Source organism: Romboutsia weinsteinii (assembly GCF_002250835.2).
Lineage (GTDB): Bacteria > Bacillota > Clostridia > Peptostreptococcales > Peptostreptococcaceae > Romboutsia_A > Romboutsia_A weinsteinii.
This window is the reverse complement of sequence record NZ_NOJY02000004.1, coordinates 1-24698: the sequence shown is the minus strand read 5'-3', so window position 1 is coordinate 24698 and position 24698 is coordinate 1. Positions and strand designations below refer to the sequence as shown.

Genomic DNA, 24698 nt, shown 5'->3' with positions numbered 1-24698 from the left:
CTCCTGTCCATTTTTATTTTACTAATCCATTTACTACTACATCTAAAAGTGAATCTATTGTTGATATTACTTTTGCACTAGCATTATATGCATGTTGTAATTGTACTAAGTTTACCATCTCTTCATCCATAGAAACTCCTGATACACTTAACCTTGATCCATCTATACTCTTCATTAATTCACTTTGATTTTTTTCATTTCTTTTTATTTCCTGTGTAGAATGTCCTAGCTTTTGTACTATTGAGTTGTAATAGTTATTTATAGAAATATCTTCTCCGTCTATATTTATTTTTTTACTTTTTAAATTATACAGTTCTAGTGCTTTATCCGAAGTTATAGTAAGATTTGATGGATTGTTTAGTATATCTTCATTTACACTTATTACTGGATCTGAATCACCGTATTTGAAGAACTCTCCTCCATAAATATCATTCACTCCATCTACTATACCTTTAGATAAAGACTTTAGACTTTCAGTGTAGTTTTCTAACTCCCTTTTCATTTCCATGCATCCAGCCAATTCTCCAGATACATTTAATATACCTAATTCATCCTTAGTTAAACTTCCATCACTTATAGCTGTCTGTACATCTTTGTCGTGTATATTTATTTTAAAACTTAACTCATCTAGTATTCTATCTCTTTGATCTAGTAAGTCATTAGGTGTTTTTCCTGTAGACTCTACTATCTTTATATTTTTATCAAGTTCTTTTAGTGATGATAGCATGCTATTTATATCATCTAATATCCCATCTGTCTGCTTGTCTAGGCTATTACTTAAATTATCTATCTTTTTATAAACTTGGTTTATTGTATTTGCTAAATATTTACTATTTTCTATAACTATATTTTTAGCCCCTAAGCTTTCAGGATCTTTTGAAAGTTCATGCATACTATTAAAGAAGTTATTTAATGATGTAGAGATAGACGTTTCAGAAGGTTCATTAAAAATTGATTCCATGTTATTGTAATAATCATATTTAATACCTATATTTCCATATGAGTGAGATTCACTTCTAAATTGAAAGTCATAAAAAGTATTTCGTACTCTCTTAATGTCAGTAATTTCTACCCCTGTTCCTAGTTGCCCTGCACCTAAGTTACTATTTAATCCTGGTTGACTTAATGGTCTACTTGCACTTTGTTCTGTTCTTTGTCTTGAATACCCCGGCGTATTCATATTATTTATATTATGAGATGTCGTTTGTATAGATTTTTGACTTGCATTCATTCCAGATGCCGCCGAATGCAAAGTTCCTAATAAACCTGCCATATATATTCCTCCCTATTATCTTTCTACTTTTCCATACGCATTATATGTTGCCATTTTCTTAGAAGGCATTATTAAGTTCATCATTTTCTTATTAAAGAATAATCCTTGTTTAATTAGTATTTCATTTTTATCTTTTTGAATATTAATCATATGTAATATAGATTTTATATCCTTATAACTTGTTATTAGATGGTCATCTTGGCAGCTTTCTATTATTTTGCTAAAATTTTCAGTTTGGCCTATAATTCTAATTCTCCTTAACTCTAAATCTGCTAACTCTTTAGATAGATCATCAATCATGCAAGATACCTTATCCATTTGCATAATATCTTTAGACAATATATAGTTATGCTGCATATCCAATAAGTTTAATAACTCCTTAAGAACCCTTTTTTCTTCATATATTATTACTTTCAACTCCGGCTTCACAAGCTACTACTCTCCTTTGATTTCTTTAATAATTTTTTTTGCTACTTCCTTTGAATCTATTGTATAGCTTCCAAGTTTTATCTTATTTTTTATTTCTTCTATTTTTTTATAATCTATCTCTTCATTTGAAGATACCAAATCACTTAAAAACTTTGCTGATGAAGATATTTCTAGCTTATCTGTACAATTATTTGATTTGTTCTGTTCATATTTATTTGAATTATTTTTTTTATATATACTATCAATCAATTTTAAGCTTATAGGTTTCACATTCATAAATTTTCCTCCTTAATTACTAATAATTTAATTATCGGCATATATATTTTATTTTTTATACCTATTTATTAAATGTATCAGTTAAACTCATAAGCTAACATCTATTTTATTTTAATATTATCTTGATTTTTACAAATAAAAAGACTGTAGATATATTTATAAAAATACACTACAGGCCCCTACCCTTTTATTTCCTTTGTTTAATTTTATCAATACCTATTTAAATCTTCTTATTTACCTAGTTTTGAAATTCTTATAGCTACTTTATTATCTACAATATCAATTTCTCCTGAGGCAACATTTTCATTATTTATATTTATATCTAAATCTTTATCTACAGATTTATCTAATATTATAATATCACCATCTTTTAGATTTAATATTTCTTTAATATTCTTTTTGCAAGAACCTATCAGTACCTCCACATTTAGTTTTGCATTTAATATAGATTTTTTAGAATCTATTGCCTCAATACTGTTACCATTTTTTAATTGCTCAAATTCAACTTCATATATATCCTCTTTTAATGCCGTATTTTGCATTGTAACATCTCCCTTATTTATATATATCTACTAATAGTCCTTGTATATTATCTATTGTAGATGCCATATCGATATTTTCTTTTTGTTCATCCATTATATTTCTAGTAAGATCATCTAGTTTTTGATTTATAGTCTCTACCGTTGTAAAATACTGTGACTCCCAAAAGCTCGTATTTTTATTTAGACTATAGGTGTAATCTACTATATCTTTCAAATACTTGGTTATTAGTTTTTTGTAGCTAATTACATCTATATAGTTTTTAGTAACAACTAGTCTATTACCTTTTTTCTTTATCTCATTTATGTAGTTTTGAAGATCTTCTCTTGTTCTAGACCTATACGCATCGTTTAGGTTTCCCGAAAATTTTTCACTAATATCATTTCTATTTTGTACTAATGATGAGCTTGTCTTTATATTTGAATTTTGTACTTTCATTTTTTATCCTCTATAATATTTCATAACCTTTGGTACGTAATTTTGTGTTTCCTTTGGCATTTTATAAATATGTTCTGGTGATGTTACTCCTCGTTTTGCCATTCTTGTGGGTCCTCCATTATATGCCATAAGACCCATTTCTATATTTCCATTATATTTATCTATATATTCTTTGATATGCCTAGTACCAGCATCAATATTTTGTTCTATATCAAATGGGTCCGTTACACCCAATGCTTTACAATTTTGTGGCATAAGCTGCATCAGACCCTTAGCACCTGCTGAAGACACTACATTCGGATTGAAATTTGATTCAACTTTTATTATTGATCTGATAAGATTTTCATCAATATTATATTTTTTTGATGCATCATCTATAGCTTTATCAATTCTGCTGTTTATGTTTATATCATTTATAGATGATTCTATTTTATTTGTATTCTGTGATAAGTTTTTAGTATCTAAATCATTAGTAATATTATTACTTATACTGTCAGCTAATTCATTTTTATTGGCTACGGCTTTCAACAAGCTTACCATTATTAAGTCAAATGCACTACTATTGGAATTACACTTACAACCACCTATATTTCCTATAGGCAATGTAGATGTATTATTTAATAAGTTAATTATATTGGTCACTATACCACCCCCAAATATTCTTTTCCTTTTAACTATACGACGACGAGGATAATACTTTATATATTTTTCTTATATTATTTGTCTACTGATGGAAATTCTAATCTTACCTTAAATAAATCTCCATCTATATCTACGTAAAATTTTCCACCTTGCAGGCTTACTAAATCTCTTGCAATAGCTAATCCCAACCCATTACCCTCAGTATTTCTTGACTCATCAGCTCTTTTGAATCTTTCCATCAGCTCATTAGGATCAAAGTTTAGTTCATACGAAGAAATATTTTTCATAGTTAAGATTACAATTTTATTACTTATACCAATATCGATATATATTCTAGTATTATTTAATGAGTATTTAGATATATTACTTAATAGACTTTCTAGCACTCTATACAATCGTCTTCCATCTGCATTAACATATACCTTATCTTCTGGCATATTTAATTTTATATCTAGCCCCAAATCTAAAAGTTTTTCCTCTACCTCTCCAATAGACTGTCTCAAAATTTGACTTAACTCTATTTTTTCTATATTTAATTCTAAGTTTCCACTACTTGCTCTACTAGCTTCAAATAAGTCTTCTATTAATAATTTTAATTTCTTTGATTTATTATCTAGTACGTGTATATAGTCTTTTATATGCTCTGGTTGTAACATATCTTCATCATTTTTAATTAATTCTATATAATTAATTATAGAAGTTAACGGAGTCTTTAAGTCATGAGATACATTAGTTATAAGCTCTGATTTCATTCTCTCACTTTTTAGTTGGTTACCTATAGCATTCCCTAGACCCTCACCTATATTATTAATATTTTCTGCTAAATACGTAAAGTTATCATTTCCTACCAGCTCTAGCTTGTAGTTTATATCACCTTCTTTAATGCGCTTAGATCCTTCTATTATATAATTTAGATACGATAGTTTTCTTATTATGTAGTATGTAAATACACCCAACGTTATAACCGACAATCCAAATAAAAACCAGCTGCTCCAGTACATTGCAGAAATCATACATCCAAGGATATTTACTACTATGCATATTACTACTATTATTAAAAATGAAAATTTTATTTTTTTGCTATCTTTCATTTAATTATCCTTTCATATGAGTGAAATGTATAATATGCTTATAGCCTAATTTACAGTACTAAGATTTAATTAAAGGAGTTAATGTATTATATCTTTTCAATCTTATATCCAACACCCCATACTACTTTTAAATATCTCGGTTCCTTTGGATTAATCTCTATTTTTTCTCTTATTCTTCTAATATGTACAGCTACTGTATTATCAACATTAAAACTCTCTTCATTCCATACTCTTTCATATATTTCATCTATTGAGAATACTCGTCCTTTGTTTGATAGTAGAAGATTTAAAATTTTATATTCTATCGGAGTAACCTTTACTACTTCACCATCTACCTTAGCTTCCTTCGTAGATATATTCAGCTCTAGACCTCCACTTTTTAATATATCTTTATTATTTATCGTTTCTATTTTGTAGTTTCCTAAAGATACATATCTTCTAAGATTTGATTTTACCCTAGCAATAAGTTCTAGTAAATTAAACGGCTTAGTTATATAATCGTCTGCGCCTATATTTAACCCCATTATTTTATCTGTATCTTCACTCTTTGCTGACACTAGAATTATCGGTATATTCTTTTCTTCTCTAATTTTTATTGTTGCCTTGATTCCATCTAGCTTTGGCATCATTATATCCATAAGTATTAGATGTATATCATTTTCAATTAATAGTTCTAAAGCTTGTAACCCATCGTATGCCTTATATATGTTAAATCCTTCATTTCTTAGGTATATTTCTATTGATTCAACTATTTCTCTATCATCATCCACTACCAATATGTTGTACATCTATATCTCCCTCTTTGCCTTTAATCTTTATACATGTATTATACAATAATTCAACTCTATTTTTACTATATTTACATAGTAAATGATAAATCTTACAGAATTCTTAATTAAAATCTTACGATTTTATTACAAATAAATATATAAAAATAGAATGTTATTTTATGTGTATATTTCTCTAGAAAAAAACTGACCAAACTATTAATTTGGTCAGTTTTACTATATACTAAATTTCATCTTCTTTTGCCCACTCTATAGATCTTGAAACGGCTCTTTTCCATCCGCGATAAAGCTTATCTCTTTTTTCATTATTCATCAATGGCTTAAACTCTTTTGCTATACCCCATTTAGATATAATATCTTCCTTATTATAAAATCCGACTGCAATACCAGCTAAGTATGCTGCTCCTAATGCTGTAGTCTCTATTACTTTTGGTCTATCAATATTGACATCTAATATATCCGATTGGAACTGCATTAAGAAATCATTACTACTTGCACCACCATCTACCTTTAATAACTTTAACTTGATATTTGAATCTTGCTGCATAGCCTCAAGTACATCCTTAGTTTGATAAGCTATAGACTCTAAAGTAGCTCTTATTATGTGTTCTTTCTTTGACCCTCTAGTAAGGCCTAGTATTGTACCTCTAGCATACATATCCCAATATGGAGCCCCTAATCCTGTAAATGCTGGCACTACATATACACCTGCACAATCATCAACTCTAGAAGCATACATTTCACTATCACTTGCATGTTTGATCATTCTTAGTTCATCTCTCAACCATTGAATTGATGCTCCAGCCATGAATATACTTCCTTCTAATGCATACTCTATTTCACCGTCGATTCCCCAAGCTATAGTTGTAAGAAGTCCATGTTTTGATTTAACCATGTTCTTCCCTGTATTCATAAGCAAAAAGCATCCTGTACCATAAGTATTTTTTGCTGTTCCTTCTTCAAAACAAGTCTGCCCAAATAATGCAGCTTGTTGATCTCCCGCACAACCTGATATTGGTATTTTAGCTCCGGCTAACATATGCTCATTAGTATGACCATATATAATACTCGATGGCTTAACATCTGGTAGCATACATAATGGTATGTCTAGTTCTTTTAATATATCTTCATCCCATTTAAGTTCTTTTATATTGTACATCATAGTTCTAGATGCATTAGAAAAATCGGTTACATGTACTCTACCGCGTGTTAAGTTCCAAATTAGCCAAGTGTCTACTGTTCCAAATAAAAGTTCTCCTTTGTTTGCCTTTTCTCTAGCTCCAGAAACATTGTCCAGTATCCATTTTACCTTTGTAGCTGAAAAATAAGCATCTATTAATAAACCTGTTTTCTCCTTAATCATATCTTCTAAATTTCTATTTTTTAAGTCATCACATATTTCTGATGTTCTTCTACATTGCCATACAATTGCATTATATATAGGCTTTCCCGTAAACTTATCCCATACTATAGTAGTCTCTCTTTGATTTGTTATACCTATAGAAGCTATTTCTTCAGGACTGATTCCTGTCGTTTCTATAACCTCTCTCATAACCCCACTTTGCGATCCCCAAATCTCCATAGGATCATGCTCTACCCAACTAGGTTTAGGATATATTTGAGTAAATTCCTTTTGAGCCGCTTTAACTATTTCTCCTTGTTTATCAAATAAAATAGCTCTTGAACTTGTAGTTCCTTGATCTAGAGCCATTATATATTTCTTTTCCATGACTTCCTCCCTAAATTAATAAGTAATCTTATAATTTATATAATAACATATGCTCTAGTTATAATCTCTACTATACTTTCTTTTCTTGTTTTCTTAGATATATTTTTTTATTTATTCTTTCATTTATTTTCTTTTTTATATTTTTATGTTAAAATAATTATTATATTTGCTTTATTTAAATGTAAATTTAAATACAAAAGTTGAACATAATATTAATAATGTTATTATGGTTAATTATTTACAAAAATTAGGAGGATTAAAATGGGCTTAAAAGACAAATTCGCGGAATCTTTTGCTAGATCAAAAACAATGACTGGCCCTGAGAAAAGAGCTAATGAAATAATGGGGAAAATATTACTTAAGAAAGCTATACTTCCAATAGTAATAATGTTCATAGTAGTTATAGCTGGAATAGCAATGAAACTTAATCCATGGCTTACTCTTGGGATAAACCTTATTGTAGCTGTAGGGGCATTCTTCTACATAAAAAATGCTAGTAAAAAATACCAAAACTTTAAACCATATGTTGGTAATCTAATCAGTTTAGAAAAAAGTGGTAAAAAAGAATATGTTGCAATCATAAAGCAAGGAAAATTACCTATAAAGTTACAAATAGCTTATGGTGGGGAAGATCTTGAGCATGTAAAGAAAAATCAACTTGTTCAAATCAGCTACAATCCTGATCAAAAGATAGCTATAGTAGTTACTAGATAATTAAAGTAAAAGCTTCTACTTAATAAGTAGAAGCTTTTTTAATTAAAAATTTTCGCTTTTATCATCTTTAGCGTATCTTTTATATATTTTAAGTGCATTTGCTAGCTGATCCGGACAAGATGTTCCTCTATTACTGCAAGGTATATCTTCAAAATTATCAATTATCTCATCTATAGTTTTGCCTTCTACTAAGTGTTTTAGTGCGATTAAATTACCTGCACATCCACCCTCGAAAACTACATCTACTAATACATTGTCTTTAATATCTAATAATATGGATTTTGAACATACTCCTTTAGTATTGTATCTATACATAAAAATCCCCCCCATTATAATAAACTATGTTTTAAAATTATTGGTAATGATATATTTCTTATACATGCCTAATATATTTTTAGTATGTTGGTATAATAAATCTAGTATTTACTAAATTTATATGTTTTAATTTACTTAGAGATTACTTTAGAGAGGAGATTAATTTTGAATAAAGATAAATTTTTTGATATATACTTTAAATTTTTAGTATTATCATTTTGGCCAATATTTTGGTATGAAAACCAGTTAATTCTTAATACAAGAACAAACTTTATTATTTTTATTACTTTCAGTATTTTATACATAATTTACATATTATTATTTACTTATTACGGATTAAATAACAGCAGTATTGATAAGATAGTTATCTACTATAGAGTAAGTATGTTACTTGCTTTTATATTTACAATAATTAGTTTTTTATTATTCCCTACAAATCCATTCTTCTTCATACTTAAAATTATATTTGTATTTATACTTTTATATATATCTTATATCAAGGTACGAAGATACAAAATTGAAGAAGGGGTTGTTGGTATATTATCAGCTCTGTTAATGTTAGCATTTGCATTATTTTATTAAATCTTGCATAGTTATGATTACTATATGGAAATATTAGACATATGCCTTTTTTTCTGATATTATTTAATTTAAAGGCTAATATTAATAATGAAAACACTATAAAGGAGTTACTATTATGGAAAATATGGAAAGAAAAGTTTTAGCTACAGTTGGTTCAAAAGAAATAACTAACCTAGATATTGAAAGTGCTCTACAAAGCTTAGATCCTTATCAAGCTATGCACTTCAATAATGATCAAGGAAAAAAACAATTACTAGATGACTTAGTTAACCAAGAATTATTCTACATGGAGGCTAAGGAGCAAGAATTACATAACGAAGATACTTTCAAAGCTGAAATGCAAAGAGTACAAGAAAATATGTTAAAGCAATATGCTATGAACAAAGTATTAAGCAGTGTAACTTTAACAGAAGAAGAAAAGAAAGCTTTCTTTGATGCAAACAAAGATAAATTTGCTAAGCCAGAAACAGCTTCAGCTAAGCATATACTAGTTGAGACTGAAGATAAAGCAAGCGAATTACTTAACAAAATAAACGCTGGTGAATTATCTTTTGAAGATGCTGCTAGCCAACACTCTACTTGCCCATCTAAAGATGCTGGTGGAGATTTAGGATCATTCCCTAGAGGACAAATGGTTCCTGAATTTGAAGAAGCTGTATTCTCTATGGATAAAGATGAAGTAAGAGGACCAGTTCAAACTCAATTTGGATACCACTTAATCAAGTTAAACAACAGAGAAGAAGGCGGAGCTTCTGAATACGAAGAAGTTAAGAATGAAATAGAAAAAACTTTAATGTACCAAAAGCAAAGTGAAGTTTATGCTAACAAAATAAACGATCTTAAAACTAAATTTGGAAGTAACGTTAAGTTTAACGACTAGTATAAAAGCCTAGTACATTTGTACTAGGCTTTTATATATTTAAATCTTCTTATTTACGCTTTTACTGATTCAATCTTTTCATAACAGTATTGAATTATATCTCTTCTTTTAATTATCCCTATAAATGTATTTTGGTCATCTATCACTGGAACAAAGTTTTGATTCATAGATTTTGATATTAAATCCTCTATATTAGAATCAACTGACACTGGAGAATTATCCATTCTTCTATTCACCTTCATAACAGATACATCTTCAATTGCTTTTAAATCTAGTGAGTAATCGTTTTTTAGAGTCCAAAGAAGATCTCCTTCAGTTATTGTTCCAACATACTTCCCATCTTTATTAATAATAGGAATAGCAGAATATCTGTGATATTCCATCTTTTCTAATGCTTGCCTCATAGTGTAGTCTTCGTATATGTATGCAACTTCACTTTTCGGTGTTAGAAAAAATAATATGTTCATTATGCTACACCTCCAAATTCTACGGTGAATGTATTAATACTTCTATATTATACTATTAATTTTATCATATTTACTTTATTATTTAAATTTTTATTTAAAAATATTTTTTTAGGGTATAAAAGTACTATATAGAACCTAGGAGGTATCACGTTATTATGAAATATGATTATGATATAGAGATAAAAAACATTTTAAATAAAATATATGAACATAAAATATACGCTATTGCCGCTAAAAATGATGGCTTAAATATTGATATAAATTTATTCAAATCTACTAATATATATTTAGGTAGTGATATGAACGACTTCATTATTAACTTTATTCCTAAAGGAAAAGATGGATACTATTTTAGATGTATGATTGCAAATCATCGTAATTATTCATACCCTAGACTTTATGATTATAAAGGTAATCCATTAAAAAGCATTAGCTCTAATAAAGTTGCTTTGCAATTATGGGAAGATTATGTTAATGATATGCTAATAGAAGATATTAGTCGTAGGTTTAGTGCGAAAGATTTTCATAGCTTTATAGATGAGAATTTAGGAAGTATGTCTAATTCTATTTCAAAGTATATTGAAGATTATAAAGTTAAAAATACTATAACTATTCCTTTTACTGATAAAAATCAATTACTATCAATTATTAAGGATATGCTAATAAATAATAAACTTGATATTTCATGGGCTGAAGTATTTCTAGATATAGATCAAATTAGACAAGAGATGACCGAGTTTTCTGTTGCATTTAACTATTACAATGAATTTGATAGACTTGAAGATGATTTAGAATACTGTTTAGATAAGTTTTGTAAGTTTTCTTCTTCAGAGGAAATTTACAACATTCTAGTAAATGAAATGAATTTTAAATATGTTGATAATTTAGGATTAGTTAGAGAATAGCTAAAATATTTTAATTGAAATTTAATTTTATAATAATTTTAACCATTATAAAAAGCCGCTTCTCAGCGGCTTAACTTTCACATATTACTAGCTTACTAATATATATGAATTTTTAATTATAATCTAACTACGTTAGCAGCTTGAGGACCTTTAGCTCCATCAACTACTTCGAATTCAACATTTTGTCCTTCTTCTAATGACTTGTATCCGTCACCTGTTATAGCTGAGAAATGTACGAAAACATCTCCTTCACCTTCTACAGATATGAATCCAAATCCTTTTTCGTTGTTAAACCACTTAACTACACCAGTTTTCATTAATAAATCCTCCTAAAAAAACACAATTAATATTTAGCCACAAATCCTTGTAACCCTATTTTAACTTTATCATACCTGGATATCATTGTCAAATATTATTAGCTTTATACATATAATATTCTCAACTAATAACACACTTTGATAATATGAAATCTTATACTCTTATCACTCCATCCAAGGTCCCATGGTACCAACATTCTGTCACTATTATGACATGTAACCAAAGGATATCCTTTTGAGTCTAATCCTGTCACAGTAGATACATGAGTTATTCTACCGCCTTTTTCATATCCAACAAAGTCTCCAGGTCTAAGAGAATATGCTTCTTTATATACATCTTGATAGGTTCCTTTTGTAACTAAGTATGCTCTCTTACTATTTAGCATATAGTTTTTAAATGCTTGTGCGTTTACCCATGCCTTGGTTCCATCCCCATTGTTATAATTCCAAGTACTATTTTTCTTAAATCTCCCACTTTCAAATAATATTTGAGATGCAAAATTAGCACAGTCTCCGCCATCAGGATTAAAATCCTTATAATTAGGGTTAAATTTAAATTCATTTTCTTCATCTGCTGCTGCACCACAGTATTTATGTGCATAATCTACAGCCTTTTGTTGTTCTGCTGTTAATTCTAAATTCACAGCTTCCTGAGAAGCTATATAGTTTTTAATCTCATCTGAGTTTAAATTTTCTAAGTTTAAAGAATCTGCAAATGGATCAGTGTACCACTCTTTTGTTATAACATACTGGTTATCTCTTATTTTTACATTTAGATAATGATATGTTCCTATTCTAAACATATTCTCAACATCTTTTTGATTTTCATAATTGTATTTATATTCAGTAGATACAGTACATATAATTCCATATAAGTCTTCTTCTTTTTCTTTTATTTTTTTAACTTTTACTCTCGTCTTAATTTCATTAAAATTTACACCTTGCTTATTAGACCAGTTTTCTAGATACTTCATTTTTTTAACTTCATGCTCATACGCCCATAATCCAAATTTTTTGTCAGTCTCATAAAGTTGCTTTAATATATCTTCATCTTTTTCTAATAAAGCTTTATTTCTATAATCAAATAAATGTTCTAGTAAAACTTTGTACTGGCTATTCATTTCATCATCTATAATAGATCCAGCATCAATTACCTGCTCCTTAATATTTGCATCTTGTGCTAAAAAAGTAAATCCTCCTATAGAAAAGGTCAAGCATATGGATACTATCATTGCTCTGACATATTTATTTTTCATTGTAATACCTTTCAAATCTGCACCTCCAAATTGCTAAATCTCGATTTTATCTTATTATATCCAATTAGTAGTGAAATAATTTTTATATTTTAATTTCTAAATTTTAGTAGTAATATATAATTATGATAAGAAAAATGGAGGGAGTTTTATGTTAAAAAAAGTTGCAGCAATAAATGATTTATCTGGTATTGGAAGATGTTCTCTAACTGTAGCTATGCCTATACTTTCAGCTCTAAAAGTACAATGTTGTCCATTTCCAACAGCAATACTTTCAAGCCAAACTGGATATCCTGAATTTACATTTTTAGACTTTACAGAAGAGATGGATAACTATGCAAAAACGTGGCATAACTTAAATGTTAAATTTGATACAATATATAGTGGTTTTTTAGGCTCAAAGCACCAGGTTGAGATAGTATCTAATTTTATCTCTCAACATTCTAATGCATTTGTAGTTGTTGACCCAGTTATGGGAGATGATGGGGTTATGTATCCAATATTTGACGAAGATACAAGGCATAAAATTAAAAATCTAGTAAAGCTTTCTGATTTAACTACTCCAAACCTAACTGAGGCATGTTTCTTAACCAATAATGATTATACAAGAAAAGATTATAGACGAGATGAGCTTATACATATTGCAAAAAATGTTTCTGAACTAGGTCCTAGTAAAGTTGTGATTACAGGTATTATAGAAGATAAGAATATATTAAATTTAGCTTATGATAGAGAAAAGGATGAAATTATTTTTACTTCTGCAAGATATAATAATTGCTCATATAGTGGTACTGGAGATATTTTTACTTCTATCATTTGTGGTTTACTAACTAACAATTACAGCTTAAGTGATTCAGTAAATATTGCTACTGATTTTATATACAAAACAATAAATTATACATCTAGGTATAACACAGATAGAAATGATGGTGTTATGTTTGAAATGTTTTTAAATGAATTAACAACTTTGTAATTTCTTATAATTAAATTTTACTTTACCTAAGTCATTTAATGGATAATTGTTTATATTTCCTATTCAACAATTAATATAGTCTACTTTAATTATAAAAATAGGCTGTATCAAAATATTTTATTTTGATACAGCCTATTGTAATTATTCCACGTTGATATATGTCTTGTGTCTTATTTACTACATTATATAATATTAATAATAGGTTAAATTTGATACACTTTTAACCACATCTTATAAATTCTTAAAATAATTAGTCTATATTTATTATTAATTTTATAAAATATATTATACGGAGTTTTAGGAGGTATTTTATGAATATAAACCAAAAGGCTAAAGAATTTGCTTCTTATGTTAAATCAACCGATGAATTTAAATATATGAATAAATGCAAAGCAGACTTGGAAAAAAATAGATCTTTAAAAAAACAACTTGATACCTATGTTTCTAAGAAAAATAATATTTGCTCAAGACATAGCATAGATGAAGCGCCTATAAAATTAAGTCAATTAAATAAATCTTATGTAGAATTTTTTAACAATACCGTTGTTGCTGAATATATGAATGCTACCAAAGATTTTAACTCTATGATGGAAGGTCTATATAAGACAATTGAACATGAATTGCTTAAATAAAAAATTATCACCCAAGTTGGGTGATAATTTTTATTTAAATTTATTAAAACATATCGTCCATAAAATTCATATTTTGCATCATCATGTTTTGCATCATATAATAGTTCATCCACATATCATTCATATCCTGATATTGATCCATTTGCATATTCATATATGGCATGTCTAATGTAGGATATTGATTAGAAAATCCACCCATATGTTGCATTGGAGTCATATCGTACATAGGAGTTACATAAGATGAACATAAGTCTTTCTTGCATCCCCACGTCATATCTGGTTGTATATCTTCACATGAAGGTTTCCAATTACATCCACAGTTTGATTTACTTTGTACTTTTTCACACATATCCTTTTTGCATTCTTTTTTCTTAGGAGGATTGCATCCATAGTCATATTCTTCAGATTTGCAAGTACAACCTTTATTATAATTATTATCTACAAACATATCACATGGGTTTATATATTGTTTGCATGGTTTTATTTCTTGTTTGCATGGTTTTATTTCTTGTTTACATGGATTTATATATGAAGATTTAGGTTTTTTTCCACACATAGATAGCTTATCATTACATTTTGAAAGCATATCTTCACAGTTTTTAGATTTTGATTCATATTCTTTTATCTTTTCCCCTGCTGATTTATAACACTTCAATGCTTTTTCATCAATCTTCATAGCTTGCTCATATAAATTTTTTGCAGTATCATTGTACTCTTGAGCCTGTGCATATAAAGTTTTTGCATTTTGGCAATTACATTCAGCTTCTTTTTCTATTCTTGCCCCTTCTTTATATAAACATTTAGCTTGTTCGCAAAGCTCTTCTGATTTTGCCAATAGTTCTTTTGCTTTACATTCTGCTAACTTAGCTTCTTTCTCACAAGTATTAGCGCTTTTAATTAAGTTATTAGCTTTTGCATCTAACATTTGAGCTGTTTTTTCATATTCTCTAGCTTGATCATATGCTTCATTTGCTTTACATTCACAAGCTAATGCTCTTTCAAATAATTCTTCTGCTTTTTTAGCTAAGTCTACACACTTATCTACGCATGAAATTTCATAATCATCACATACACAATCTACATAATTTTTTATTGGCTTCTTATTTACTTTGCATGGATTTATTGGTTTACATGTTTCCACAGGTTTACAAGATTTCACAGGTTTACATGTCTCTACTGGTTTACAAGATTTTGCCGGCTTACAAGTGTCCATTGGCTTGCATGTATTCTCACATACGTTACAAGAATCATATTGAGGAACACATGAACCACAGAATTTTTTTTTCTTTCTCATAATATGCCAAACCCCTTTGCTGTTTATTAAATTTGCATAAGAAAAACTTATGTCATTTAATATAATTATATGATGAGAGATTAATGTGGTTACTAATTATTAATTATTTCTGACTAATCGAATTAAATCAAACGTATACTTGTACTTATATAAATGATTTTTACAAAAATATATCATTCTATTTTTTTCTAATAATATTTTTCTATATAATACACAACCTAAATAAAGGTATGAAAATTTCAAAACAATAGACTGGAGTGATTTTATGACTACACAAAAAATGAGCGAATGTTGTTGCAAAACAATAAAAGAAAATCCGCTTCTAAGTACTGGAGCTGTAATTGGTTCTACATTGTTTATTGCTAGTGCAATAAGTCCCACAGTTAGAAAAGTTACAGTACCAACTTGTAAATACCTACTCAAACAACAAATTAATTTATTAGCCGGAGTAGGTATACTTTATTTAGCTAATTATGTAACTAATAATAGCGATGATATAACTGAAATTATATTATAAATAAAAAATGCAGATAAATGGGTATCTATCCTACCCATATCTGCATTTTTAATCTAAAGTTATTAATTCTTCATTATAATATAATTTAACCTTGTCTATCCATGCTCCCTTATAATCATCTTGAAGTAAGTTTTTTACTATTATATTTATTGTACTTTCTTTGCTTTTATCATTTAGATATTCGTCTTTCCATGTGATTCTGCTTTCATTTGCTGGATCTAACTCAACTAACTCTACATCAGCTCTGTTATCATTATAAATAGTAACTTTTAGAGGTAGTCCACTAAAACACTCTTCAGATATAGTTTTTATCATTATATCAATCTTTTCTTGTATAGTAGAGTCTTCTTTAAGCTCTAAATATCTTAATTCATCTATACCATCAGAGTTTATTTGAATAGGCATTTTAATCATCTTAGTACCTTTTTCGGTACTATTATCTTCTAGTCGTACATCTTCACTTTCAGCTCTTGTTATTATAGGTACTTGGTCAGTCTCTATCATCTTACTATCTTTTATCCTACTATTTTCACTGGCACATGCCACATTTATAATCGCAGTAGCAATTAAAAGTAAAGATACTGCTAATTTCTTCATAAGTATCCCTCTTTCTAATATTATTTTCTATAATATTATATCATAAGGTACTAAATATGTTCAGTATTTTTACTTAAATTGAAACTTTATTGACATTTTTTAATAAATACTTACAAATTCCCCTTTTATTTTCACTATATATTCTTGTTCTAGATTTTCTAGTGATTTATTTAATAAGCCTTGAATTGATTTAACTTCATTATAATCTCTATCACTTTCTTCATAGTTTTGAGATTCATTTCTAAGTTCCTGTAAATCTATGCCGTTTGATGATTTAATATCAAAGTTAAATTTGTATTTTTCTATTGGCAAACCTACGTTAATATTACCGTTATAGCTATCTATTACTAAGTTCTTAGCTACTGGTATATCTGTATTTATATCAGAATCATATCCACTATTATCTCTTGTATTTTGATTGATTGTTACATTATTAGGTATATAATCAACTATATTGTCTATAAATATATCATTATCGTTAGAGTATATTGATACTGATTGGGCATTAACGTTCACATCCTTTACCCCTAAAAGTTCAGACATTGCAAGACTAATATTACTAGATGATGTTATATCTAATCTATTTAATTCCTTAACAGCTTTTGGTATAGATATTGAACCTGATGAAGTTTTTAAAACTAAACTATCTAGGAATATATCATCCTCTACATTTAAATCTCCATATTTAGTTGCCATGTTGATATTAACATCATTTGGCACATATATTACTATAGTGTTATCATAATTTGAAAAAATTTCTTCAACAACAATATTAAATAAGCTATCAAAATCTTTAATTCTATTGCTATAAGTTACATCTTTATTATTTTCTTTTATAGATAATGTAGTTTCTTCTTTGTTAATATCATATTTTACATTATGAGATGTTCCTTTTTTAGCTATTACAACACCTTCTTTATTATGCTTTTTTATTATAACATTTGTATTATCTGTAATAATATCTAAATTATCTATTACAACACTTTCGTCATATATGCTATATTCCTTATTTATATCCTTTTCTGCCTTTGATACCATATCAACGAAGTATGGTATAGCTGTTATTCCTGACCATACACTACCTATGGTACCTACTACTATCAACAAAATCGCAAATATGGAAAGTTTTTTATTCATCTATATCATCTCCTTCCTCATCAAATATACCTTTTTTTAATTCATCTTGTTTTTTACTTGCATTTATATAAATATTTCTTGTTTTTATCCAATTAATATAGTTTTGAACTAATGATTTAGCTAATTTTATTATTAAAATATATATTTGCCAAGCAAGTATTTGCCCTCCAATAAATCCTATCGATGCAAATATTAATAATGACGCTAATTGAGGTACTGACCAAATAATACTAATAATAAATGGTACCGATACTAAAAAACCTATAAGTGTACCCACTAAAGCTATTCCTACTCCAAGTATTGCCATTGCAAAAGAAAATGCAGGTATTATAATCAGTATTGTAAGTATAGTTAATACAATTTTGATAAAACCACTTGAAAATCCATTACCTTTTCCTTCTAAATCTGGAGTAAGTTTTTCACTTATATAATCTTTACTTTTTTTGTATTGTTCTTTTACTTTTATTTTTCCTTTTTGTATCTTATCCTCTATACTATCTTTAGTCGATGTGCTTACACCATCGTTATCCTTAATTTGAGAAATAATATCTCTAGAGATTGATTTTGGAGATCCTAGTGCTGAAATTATTTCCATATCATTTTTGCCTTCTATCAAACCATCTACAAAATATTCCTCATAATCTCTTAATATATCGTTAACTTCGTTTTCTGATAAATCTTTTTTAAGATAATCTCTTAAAATCTCTAAAAACTCTGCTTTATTCAAAGTTATTACCTCCTTCATCACTAATTAAAATATTTACTGCCTTTACAAATTCTTTCCATTCACCCATCAAAATATCTAAATTTTTAATTCCTAGTTCAGTTATCTTATAGTATTTCCTAGCTGGTCCTCCACTAGATTCTAATATATAAGTCTCAAAATACTCTTCTTTTGTTAATCTTCTTAATATAGGATAAATAGTGCCTTCATTTACATCTATTACTTTAGATATATTCTGTACTATTTCATATCCATACATATCCTTTTTAGAAATAAGCGCTAATACACAAATCTCTAATACACCTTTTCTAAATTGAGTATTCATAGAATTCTCCTTTCTGTATACACAGTATTATGTTCTACACAGTACTATGTTTAACTTTACTTACCATTATAATAACACAGTACTGTGTGTCACACAATAGGTAAATTATAATTTTAATTTTATATTATAAAAAAGCCCTTTATTTAGAAGTAATATTCTATAATAAAGGACTTTTATTTTATTTAGAGATATAATTTATTATTAGTCTTATTGTTTCTATTATTGATTTCATATGAGTTCTTTCGTATCCATGTGATGCAAATACTCCAGGTCCTATTAATGAAAAACTTGCATCCATTCCTGATTTTAATGCTGCTGCTGCATCAGAGCCATAGTTTGGATATATATCTAGTTTATAACTTATATTATTTTTTTTACAAATCTCAATTAATCTATTAGTTAAATCATAATCATATGGTCCATTTGAATCTTTTGTGCAAATACATACATCATACTCTGTAGAATTTTGATTTTCTCCAGGACATCCCATATCTACTGCTATAAATTCTTTTGTATTTTTAGGTATAAATGCCGAAGATCCATGCCCAACTTCTTCATAATTACTAAAGAAGAAATTTATAGTTTTCTTTGGAGTTATATTATTTTCTACAATATAATTTAAAACGTATAAGATTGAAGCTACAGATGCCTTATCATCCAAATATCTAGATTTTATAAATCCTGATTCAGTTACTTTAGTTCTAGTGTCAAAAGAAACAATATCCCCTACATCTATTCCAAGCTTCTTTACATCATCTTTTGAAAATACTTCTTCATCTATTACTATTTCATAGTTTTTACATTCTCTTACTAGATCTTTTGCTTCTTGTCCATGGATGTGAATAGAAGGTTTAATAGTTTGTAATGTTCCTTCATATTGTTTTTTGTCCCTAGTATGTATAATGCAGTTTTCGCCTTCAACAGAATGCATCATATATCCGCCAATTAGAGCAATAGCTACTCTACCATTACCTTTAACTTCCTTTACCATTGCTCCTAAAGTGTCAACATGAGCAGAAAAAGTTATTCCATCATCGCTTTCACTTCCTTGAATAGTTGCTACTAATGCTCCTTTATTACCAAACTTGTACTCTATACCAAGTTTATCTAACTCGTTAGTGATATACTTAAAAACTACTCCAGTATATCCAGTTGGACTTGGAATACTTAGTATATCTATTAGATATTTCTTAATTAAATTTGTATTATCCATGATTTTCTCCCTATTTTAATATATTTTTACTGCCTTATTAATTTTAATATTAGATTTTACATTATGTAGCCTATATAAAAATAATACATTAAGAAATATAAAATTAGTATTATTAATATTCTTTCAATATACAATATTATAAAATCTTTTATACTTATATTAATATTTGTACTTCCTATAAATAACATACATCCAGTAATAGATACCGACTTTATACATATTATAATAGTTATAAGTAATCTCAAGTTATATGATAAAGTTGTGTGAATAGTATCAATAGCTATAATATCATTGAATAAAGCATTCACTATAAAGTTACTTATTTGACCATCATTTTCTATTTTTAACAAATTTAAAAATGGCTCAATCACATATCCCAATATATTTACAATACTTTGATTCCTTATTATTATATCTCCTATACACATTACTATTATAATTTTTGGTATTAAATCTATAATTATATATATTGCTTCTTCTAAATTGTCAAACATATTTCTTAACACACTTTTATTACATGTAGATTTTAAATACTTATTAACACCTTTTTTTAACTTATCTTTTTTATGAGTTGTTTCTCTATATTCAGTCTTGATATAATATGATTTCTTCTTTTTATTTAAAGGATATATTCTACATAAAATCATGTTCATGATTATTAACACTATAAAATTTATTATCATTACATCTAATCTACTTATATTTAATTCATTGCTTATATAACTAAACATAGGTAGGCTTATTAATGAAAAGTTGAGAATAAGTATGCAAGCTTCACTTCCCCTAATTTTCCCACTAGAAAACAACTTATTTGTCATAAATATACCTGTAAAACAATCTGTAAATATAAACATAAATATATTAATTACTGTCTTTCCACTTAATTTAAACATATTTTTCATATACTTATGACTATATGATTCTACAATATCTAAAAGCCCATAATCTAAGATAAATGTCATAAATATAGCACTTATCGGTAATATGGTTACAAGATTCATAATCATCTCATCAATAATTTGCATTACATCATCTCTTATAAAAAATAAACTTTTATTCCCATAGTATATACTTATTACTATTATTAAGCTAATGAATCTTATAAGTATTTTAAATCCTATAATGTTAGACTCTTTTTCTTTGTAACTTAAAACTAATCTCAATATTCCTAATAATATACAAGTTACAATACATATCTGTATAAATGGTCTGAAATCAAGTTGAAGTTTATCACAGCTATGATATATTAATGATTGACTTTGTCCATTTATTTTTATAGGAACAAAAAATAAAAATATTCCTATAGATGAGTATATAAATATTTTTCCTAAGTCAAATGAAACATCTCTTTTTACTTCTTCCATAATCACACCTCTATATATAAATTTTCAACCTAACATAAATATTTCCTTCTTTTCATTAAAAACTTTTATAATGATTGATAAAATATACATGTAGAGGTATAATACTATAATTAATACAATCTACTTATTGAGGTGATAAATTGATAAATACAGATAATCAAAAAAGAATATTAATTTTAACGGCACAATTTGGTGCAGGACATATAAGTGCAGCAAGAGCAATAAAAGATGATATTCTTGAAAAAGATAGTAATTGCGAAATAATAATTGAAAATTTTATAGATGCCAGTATACCAATGATTAATAAACCAATGGTGAAATTTTATGAGAACAATACCAAATACACACCAGGATTTTATAACTATTATTATTACTTAAAAAAATCTTTTGATTCTAGACATGATATTGCACATAAGATGTATACACCTAAGTTATCAAAGTACATATTGCAGACTAAACCTGATTTAATTATTTCTACCTTTCCATTAGCTGCAGCTTGTGTATATAACTTTAAAGTTAAAAACCCAGATATACACTTACCATCAATAACTGTAATTACAGATGTTGTAGACAGTCTTGAATGGACATTCCCAAGTACTGATATGTATTTCGTTCCTTCAAGTGAAATTAAAAACAGGTTTGTACAAAAAGGTATGAATCCTGACTCAATAAAAGTAACTGGTGTACCAATAAATAAGGCTTTTTACTGTGATAAAAAAGAATCTTCTCCTAATAAATATAGACTACTTTTAGTCGGTGGGGGACGAGGATTATTTGATATAGATGAAGATTGTATGCACTGGATTGATGATTTTATATCTAACCATAGTGATAAAATAGAGGTTACTATTGTTACTGGTAGTAACGAAAAGCTTTATGATAATTTAAAAAGCAAAAAACCTCTATCTAATATAAAGGTTCTTGGGTTTGTAAATGATATGTTTAACTTAATTAAAGAGCACGATCTTCTATTAACTAAGCCAGGTGGTGCAACATTATTTGAGGCCATACACTCTCAAACACCAGTTATAGTTAGACTTCCTAAGCTTGGACAAGAAATTGAAAATGCTAAGTTTATTATAGATAAAGGTATCGGTCTTTTATATAATGATTGTGATGACTTAAAAGAAATATTTATGAAAATTGCCTCTGGTGACTTCAATTCTAATATTGATTTTATGCAGTATAATATTAAAGACTTAAAGAACTCTATTCACGCTGATAAAATTGGCGAATATGCTCTAGAACTAATAAATAACAAGAGTTAACTCTTGTTATTTATTAGTGTTTTTATATTGACTTAAATTAATAACCCTTCTATCATTTAAGTTGTATTTTGATTTGCTCTTTGATTTATTATTAGGCTTATATTTAATATTTGACATAGTCTTAGAAATCATATAAATCTCCAAAATTATAAATAGCATACAAACAAGTACCTCTAAATCTTGGGTTGATGTATAATTACTTGCACCATAATTAGATATTGAATATACCTTTATAAAGCTTATAACCAATAACTGTGTCGCTACTATAGTTGATAATTTATTAAAACTAATATCTAAATGGTTTTTTCTTATAGAGCTCCAGATAGATAAATTATTATAACCCCTTGCCCTTGATATATCTACATATACTCTAGTAACTAAATTTTTTCCAAATATGTTTAGCAAAAGAATCGCTAGTGCACCTGAAATTAAAAAATAAGTATCGTATATATACACTTTATATTCTGAATCTATGTCTTTTCTAAATAAGAACATGCTTACATACAAAATCATAAATATTATTCCAGATATGTTAATTCTCTCTTCTTTACGTTTTGTTGATACTGAATAAAATCCTCCTAGCGCTGCCAAAACTATAATAAAATATGTTATATAAGTGTCCTTCGCTAAATTGAATAGCAGAATAGGAGCTCCTATATATACGCCTAGATCTAATAATAATTTTTTCATTGTCCCAACTCCCCTAGTTTATTTTGATAATATAAAATGTATCATCTCCTATACTTTAAATTTCTATATTATATTGTCAAAATCCTTTTTTTATACTTAATTTTATAAAAAATAGAAGAGGATAACCTCTTCTATTTTTCACTCTATTTACTAACTATATTTACTGGATTTAAGTGTTCTCCATTTATGATTGTTTCAAAATGAACATGGTTTCCTGTAGAGTCTCCGGTTGTTCCTACCTTTGCAATTACTTGACCTCTTTTTACAATATCGCCTTCTTTTACTACATTTTTTGTATTATGAGCATAAACTGTTGTCTTTCCATCAAAATGTTGTATTTTAACTACATTTCCATACCCATTTTGAACTCCAGAAAAAATTACGATACCATTATCACTAGACAATATCTCAGTGTCTTGTGGGGCCGGTATGTCTATCCCTTTGTGAAGGCTAATTTCATTGGTTATAGGATGGATTCTCTCTCCAAAAGGAGAACTTATATCTTTATATGATTCAACTGGCCATAATGCTGGTATAAAATCTAAGTTATTCTCTTTTAAATATGTATTCATTTCTTCTTTAATCGATTTTTCTAACTTTACACCTTCTATTATATAATCTTGAAGCTCTTTTTCTAATTGTTCCTTGGAGTCAGAGATATTTATTAGCTCCATATCTATCGACTCATTTAATTCTGTACTCTTATCCTCTGGTATAAAACTTAAGCTTATTACCTCAATGTTGTTTGAGGCCTGTTTCATATTATTATCTAATTTATCGTCTAGATCCTCTATTTTTGACTGTATTATTTCTTGTGTTTTTTGATTTTCAATTAATAAATCAATTTTATTTTCCCCACTCAAAGCATAAGTCTTAGAAATATAGCTTTCATAGGTAAGAAAGCTTATAGATAGTACCAATGTTAATACTATCTTATATAAAAATTTTTTCATACTTTTTTCACTCCTTTTTCCACTGTTTATTAATATTTACCTATTTTTCTAAAATTATTCTTTTTGTTTTACAAAAAAAGTAAAAAGCCCTTCAAAAAAGGGCTTTTTAATATTTATATTATCGTTTTTTCATATACTTTCTTGTATCTAAAGCAACTGCTGCTATTATAATTATACCTTTTATTATAAATTGTAAATATGTACTAACACCAATAAATGAAAGGCCATAGTTTAGAACTTGGAATATTAATACTCCTGTAATAATTCCACCAATACTACCTACACCACCAGCAAAAGATACTCCACCAACAACACATGCTGCTATAGCATCCATCTCATACATAAATCCAGTATTATTTGTTGCACTACCAA

Annotated in this window: 31 protein-coding genes; 8 read left to right on the top strand and 23 right to left on the bottom strand. The window is 27.6% G+C overall.

Annotated elements, in window-relative coordinates:
• Window positions 1–13 precede the first annotated feature (13 nt).
• The 9 genes from flgK to glpK all read right to left on the bottom strand — a co-directional run bounded on the left by flgK (window position 14) and on the right by glpK (window position 7206).
• Window positions 14–1273: a flagellar hook-associated protein FlgK gene (flgK, locus tag CHL78_RS03050; RefSeq protein ID WP_094366808.1), complete on the bottom strand. Its 1260-nt coding sequence runs from the start codon at window positions 1271–1273 to the stop codon at window positions 14–16.
• A gap of 15 nt (window positions 1274–1288) precedes the next feature.
• Window positions 1289–1702 (bottom strand): flagellar protein FlgN, encoded by a 414-nt coding sequence (locus CHL78_RS03045; RefSeq protein ID WP_094366807.1) that lies wholly within the window; start codon window positions 1700–1702, stop codon window positions 1289–1291.
• Between the two features lie 6 nt (window positions 1703–1708).
• Entirely contained in the window at window positions 1709–1978 is a 270-nt protein-coding gene (flgM, locus tag CHL78_RS03040; protein WP_094366806.1) for a flagellar biosynthesis anti-sigma factor FlgM, read from the bottom strand.
• Window positions 1979–2208: 230 nt separating this feature from the next.
• Window positions 2209–2520, bottom strand: coding sequence for a FliM/FliN family flagellar motor switch protein (locus CHL78_RS03035; RefSeq protein ID WP_094366805.1), 312 nt, complete (start codon window positions 2518–2520; stop codon window positions 2209–2211).
• 13 nt (window positions 2521–2533) lie between these two features.
• Entirely contained in the window at window positions 2534–2956 is a 423-nt protein-coding gene (locus tag CHL78_RS03030) for a YaaR family protein (RefSeq protein ID WP_094366804.1), read from the bottom strand.
• A gap of 3 nt (window positions 2957–2959) precedes the next feature.
• Window positions 2960–3598, bottom strand: a complete 639-nt coding sequence (locus CHL78_RS03025) for a lytic transglycosylase domain-containing protein (protein ID WP_330408569.1) — start codon at window positions 3596–3598, stop codon at window positions 2960–2962.
• A 74-nt stretch (window positions 3599–3672) separates the two neighbouring features.
• The gene (locus tag CHL78_RS03020) at window positions 3673–4689 is read right to left on the bottom strand and encodes a sensor histidine kinase (RefSeq protein WP_094366803.1); all 1017 of its coding nucleotides are present in this window, start codon (window positions 4687–4689) and stop codon (window positions 3673–3675) included.
• A gap of 86 nt (window positions 4690–4775) precedes the next feature.
• Window positions 4776–5477 (bottom strand): response regulator transcription factor, encoded by a 702-nt coding sequence (locus CHL78_RS03015; protein ID WP_094366802.1) that lies wholly within the window; start codon window positions 5475–5477, stop codon window positions 4776–4778.
• Between the two features lie 223 nt (window positions 5478–5700).
• On the bottom strand, window positions 5701–7206 hold the full coding sequence (gene glpK / locus CHL78_RS03010; protein ID WP_094366801.1) for a glycerol kinase GlpK: 1506 nt from the start codon (window positions 7204–7206) through the stop codon (window positions 5701–5703).
• 261 nt (window positions 7207–7467) lie between these two features.
• Here glpK and CHL78_RS03005 point away from each other — a divergent pair, with 261 nt between their 5' ends.
• The gene (locus CHL78_RS03005) at window positions 7468–7920 is read left to right on the top strand and encodes a hypothetical protein (RefSeq protein WP_094366800.1); all 453 of its coding nucleotides are present in this window, start codon (window positions 7468–7470) and stop codon (window positions 7918–7920) included.
• A 42-nt stretch (window positions 7921–7962) separates the two neighbouring features.
• On the opposite strand, the gene CHL78_RS03000 is transcribed toward CHL78_RS03005, so the two are convergent.
• Window positions 7963–8235, bottom strand: coding sequence for a TIGR03905 family TSCPD domain-containing protein (locus CHL78_RS03000; protein WP_094366799.1), 273 nt, complete (start codon window positions 8233–8235; stop codon window positions 7963–7965).
• A 165-nt stretch (window positions 8236–8400) separates the two neighbouring features.
• Between CHL78_RS03000 and CHL78_RS02995 the strand changes: the two genes are divergently transcribed.
• Together CHL78_RS02995 and CHL78_RS02990 are read left to right on the top strand one after the other, a co-directional pair.
• Window positions 8401–8817, top strand: a complete 417-nt coding sequence (locus CHL78_RS02995; protein WP_094366798.1) for a hypothetical protein — start codon at window positions 8401–8403, stop codon at window positions 8815–8817.
• A 115-nt stretch (window positions 8818–8932) separates the two neighbouring features.
• Window positions 8933–9697, top strand: coding sequence for a peptidylprolyl isomerase (locus tag CHL78_RS02990; protein WP_330408568.1), 765 nt, complete (start codon window positions 8933–8935; stop codon window positions 9695–9697).
• Window positions 9698–9750: 53 nt separating this feature from the next.
• Here the strand turns inward: CHL78_RS02990 and CHL78_RS02985 are convergent, their stop codons facing one another.
• The gene (locus tag CHL78_RS02985; RefSeq protein ID WP_094366797.1) at window positions 9751–10164 is read right to left on the bottom strand and encodes a CBS domain-containing protein; all 414 of its coding nucleotides are present in this window, start codon (window positions 10162–10164) and stop codon (window positions 9751–9753) included.
• Between the two features lie 155 nt (window positions 10165–10319).
• Between CHL78_RS02985 and CHL78_RS02980 the strand changes: the two genes are divergently transcribed.
• Complete coding sequence (locus tag CHL78_RS02980) at window positions 10320–11069, top strand: hypothetical protein (protein ID WP_094366796.1); 750 nt, start codon at window positions 10320–10322, stop codon at window positions 11067–11069.
• A 116-nt stretch (window positions 11070–11185) separates the two neighbouring features.
• On the opposite strand, the gene CHL78_RS02975 is transcribed toward CHL78_RS02980, so the two are convergent.
• Together CHL78_RS02975 and CHL78_RS02970 are read right to left on the bottom strand one after the other, a co-directional pair.
• Entirely contained in the window at window positions 11186–11386 is a 201-nt protein-coding gene (locus CHL78_RS02975) for a cold-shock protein (RefSeq protein WP_094366795.1), read from the bottom strand.
• Between the two features lie 125 nt (window positions 11387–11511).
• Window positions 11512–12657 carry an amidase domain-containing protein gene (locus tag CHL78_RS02970; protein ID WP_243446356.1) on the bottom strand — a complete coding sequence of 382 codons (1146 nt, stop codon included), beginning with the start codon at window positions 12655–12657 and terminating at the stop codon, window positions 11512–11514.
• 133 nt (window positions 12658–12790) lie between these two features.
• On the opposite strand from CHL78_RS02970, the gene CHL78_RS02965 reads away from it, so the two are divergent.
• Window positions 12791–13612 carry a pyridoxamine kinase gene (locus CHL78_RS02965; RefSeq protein ID WP_094366794.1) on the top strand — a complete coding sequence of 274 codons (822 nt, stop codon included), beginning with the start codon at window positions 12791–12793 and terminating at the stop codon, window positions 13610–13612.
• A gap of 311 nt (window positions 13613–13923) precedes the next feature.
• Entirely contained in the window at window positions 13924–14244 is a 321-nt protein-coding gene (locus CHL78_RS02960; RefSeq protein ID WP_094366793.1) for a YlbF family regulator, read from the top strand.
• Window positions 14245–14287: 43 nt separating this feature from the next.
• On the opposite strand, the gene CHL78_RS02955 is transcribed toward CHL78_RS02960, so the two are convergent.
• The gene (locus CHL78_RS02955; protein ID WP_094366792.1) at window positions 14288–15538 is read right to left on the bottom strand and encodes a hypothetical protein; all 1251 of its coding nucleotides are present in this window, start codon (window positions 15536–15538) and stop codon (window positions 14288–14290) included.
• A 265-nt stretch (window positions 15539–15803) separates the two neighbouring features.
• On the opposite strand from CHL78_RS02955, the gene CHL78_RS02950 reads away from it, so the two are divergent.
• Window positions 15804–16055: a hypothetical protein gene (locus tag CHL78_RS02950; RefSeq protein ID WP_094366791.1), complete on the top strand. Its 252-nt coding sequence runs from the start codon at window positions 15804–15806 to the stop codon at window positions 16053–16055.
• Between the two features lie 48 nt (window positions 16056–16103).
• Here CHL78_RS02950 and CHL78_RS02945 read toward each other — a convergent pair whose 3' ends face one another.
• The 6 genes from CHL78_RS02945 to CHL78_RS02920 form a co-directional block, all read right to left on the bottom strand.
• The gene (locus CHL78_RS02945) at window positions 16104–16652 is read right to left on the bottom strand and encodes a hypothetical protein (RefSeq protein WP_094366790.1); all 549 of its coding nucleotides are present in this window, start codon (window positions 16650–16652) and stop codon (window positions 16104–16106) included.
• 99 nt (window positions 16653–16751) lie between these two features.
• On the bottom strand, window positions 16752–17789 hold the full coding sequence (locus CHL78_RS02940) for a DUF4097 family beta strand repeat-containing protein (protein ID WP_094366789.1): 1038 nt from the start codon (window positions 17787–17789) through the stop codon (window positions 16752–16754).
• Entirely contained in the window at window positions 17782–18516 is a 735-nt protein-coding gene (locus tag CHL78_RS02935; RefSeq protein ID WP_158540624.1) for a DUF1700 domain-containing protein, read from the bottom strand. Before CHL78_RS02935 ends, CHL78_RS02940 begins: the two co-directional genes overlap by 8 nt.
• Complete coding sequence (locus tag CHL78_RS02930; protein ID WP_094366787.1) at window positions 18509–18838, bottom strand: PadR family transcriptional regulator; 330 nt, start codon at window positions 18836–18838, stop codon at window positions 18509–18511. Before CHL78_RS02930 ends, CHL78_RS02935 begins: the two co-directional genes overlap by 8 nt.
• Before the next feature lie 178 nt (window positions 18839–19016).
• Entirely contained in the window at window positions 19017–20051 is a 1035-nt protein-coding gene (locus tag CHL78_RS02925; protein ID WP_094366786.1) for a M42 family metallopeptidase, read from the bottom strand.
• A gap of 56 nt (window positions 20052–20107) precedes the next feature.
• Entirely contained in the window at window positions 20108–21415 is a 1308-nt protein-coding gene (locus CHL78_RS02920; RefSeq protein ID WP_094366785.1) for a hypothetical protein, read from the bottom strand.
• A 140-nt stretch (window positions 21416–21555) separates the two neighbouring features.
• On the opposite strand from CHL78_RS02920, the gene CHL78_RS02915 reads away from it, so the two are divergent.
• Window positions 21556–22683: an MGDG synthase family glycosyltransferase gene (locus tag CHL78_RS02915; protein WP_243446355.1), complete on the top strand. Its 1128-nt coding sequence runs from the start codon at window positions 21556–21558 to the stop codon at window positions 22681–22683.
• A gap of 6 nt (window positions 22684–22689) precedes the next feature.
• Here the strand turns inward: CHL78_RS02915 and CHL78_RS02910 are convergent, their stop codons facing one another.
• The 3 genes from CHL78_RS02910 to CHL78_RS02900 form a co-directional block, all read right to left on the bottom strand.
• On the bottom strand, window positions 22690–23373 hold the full coding sequence (locus CHL78_RS02910; RefSeq protein ID WP_094366784.1) for a hypothetical protein: 684 nt from the start codon (window positions 23371–23373) through the stop codon (window positions 22690–22692).
• A gap of 143 nt (window positions 23374–23516) precedes the next feature.
• A complete protein-coding gene (locus CHL78_RS02905) occupies window positions 23517–24326 on the bottom strand; it encodes a M23 family metallopeptidase (protein ID WP_094366783.1) in 810 nt (269 codons plus the stop codon).
• A gap of 118 nt (window positions 24327–24444) precedes the next feature.
• The coding region (locus CHL78_RS02900) for an ABC transporter permease subunit (protein WP_408638596.1) at window positions 24445–24698 on the bottom strand (254 nt) is incomplete at its 5' end.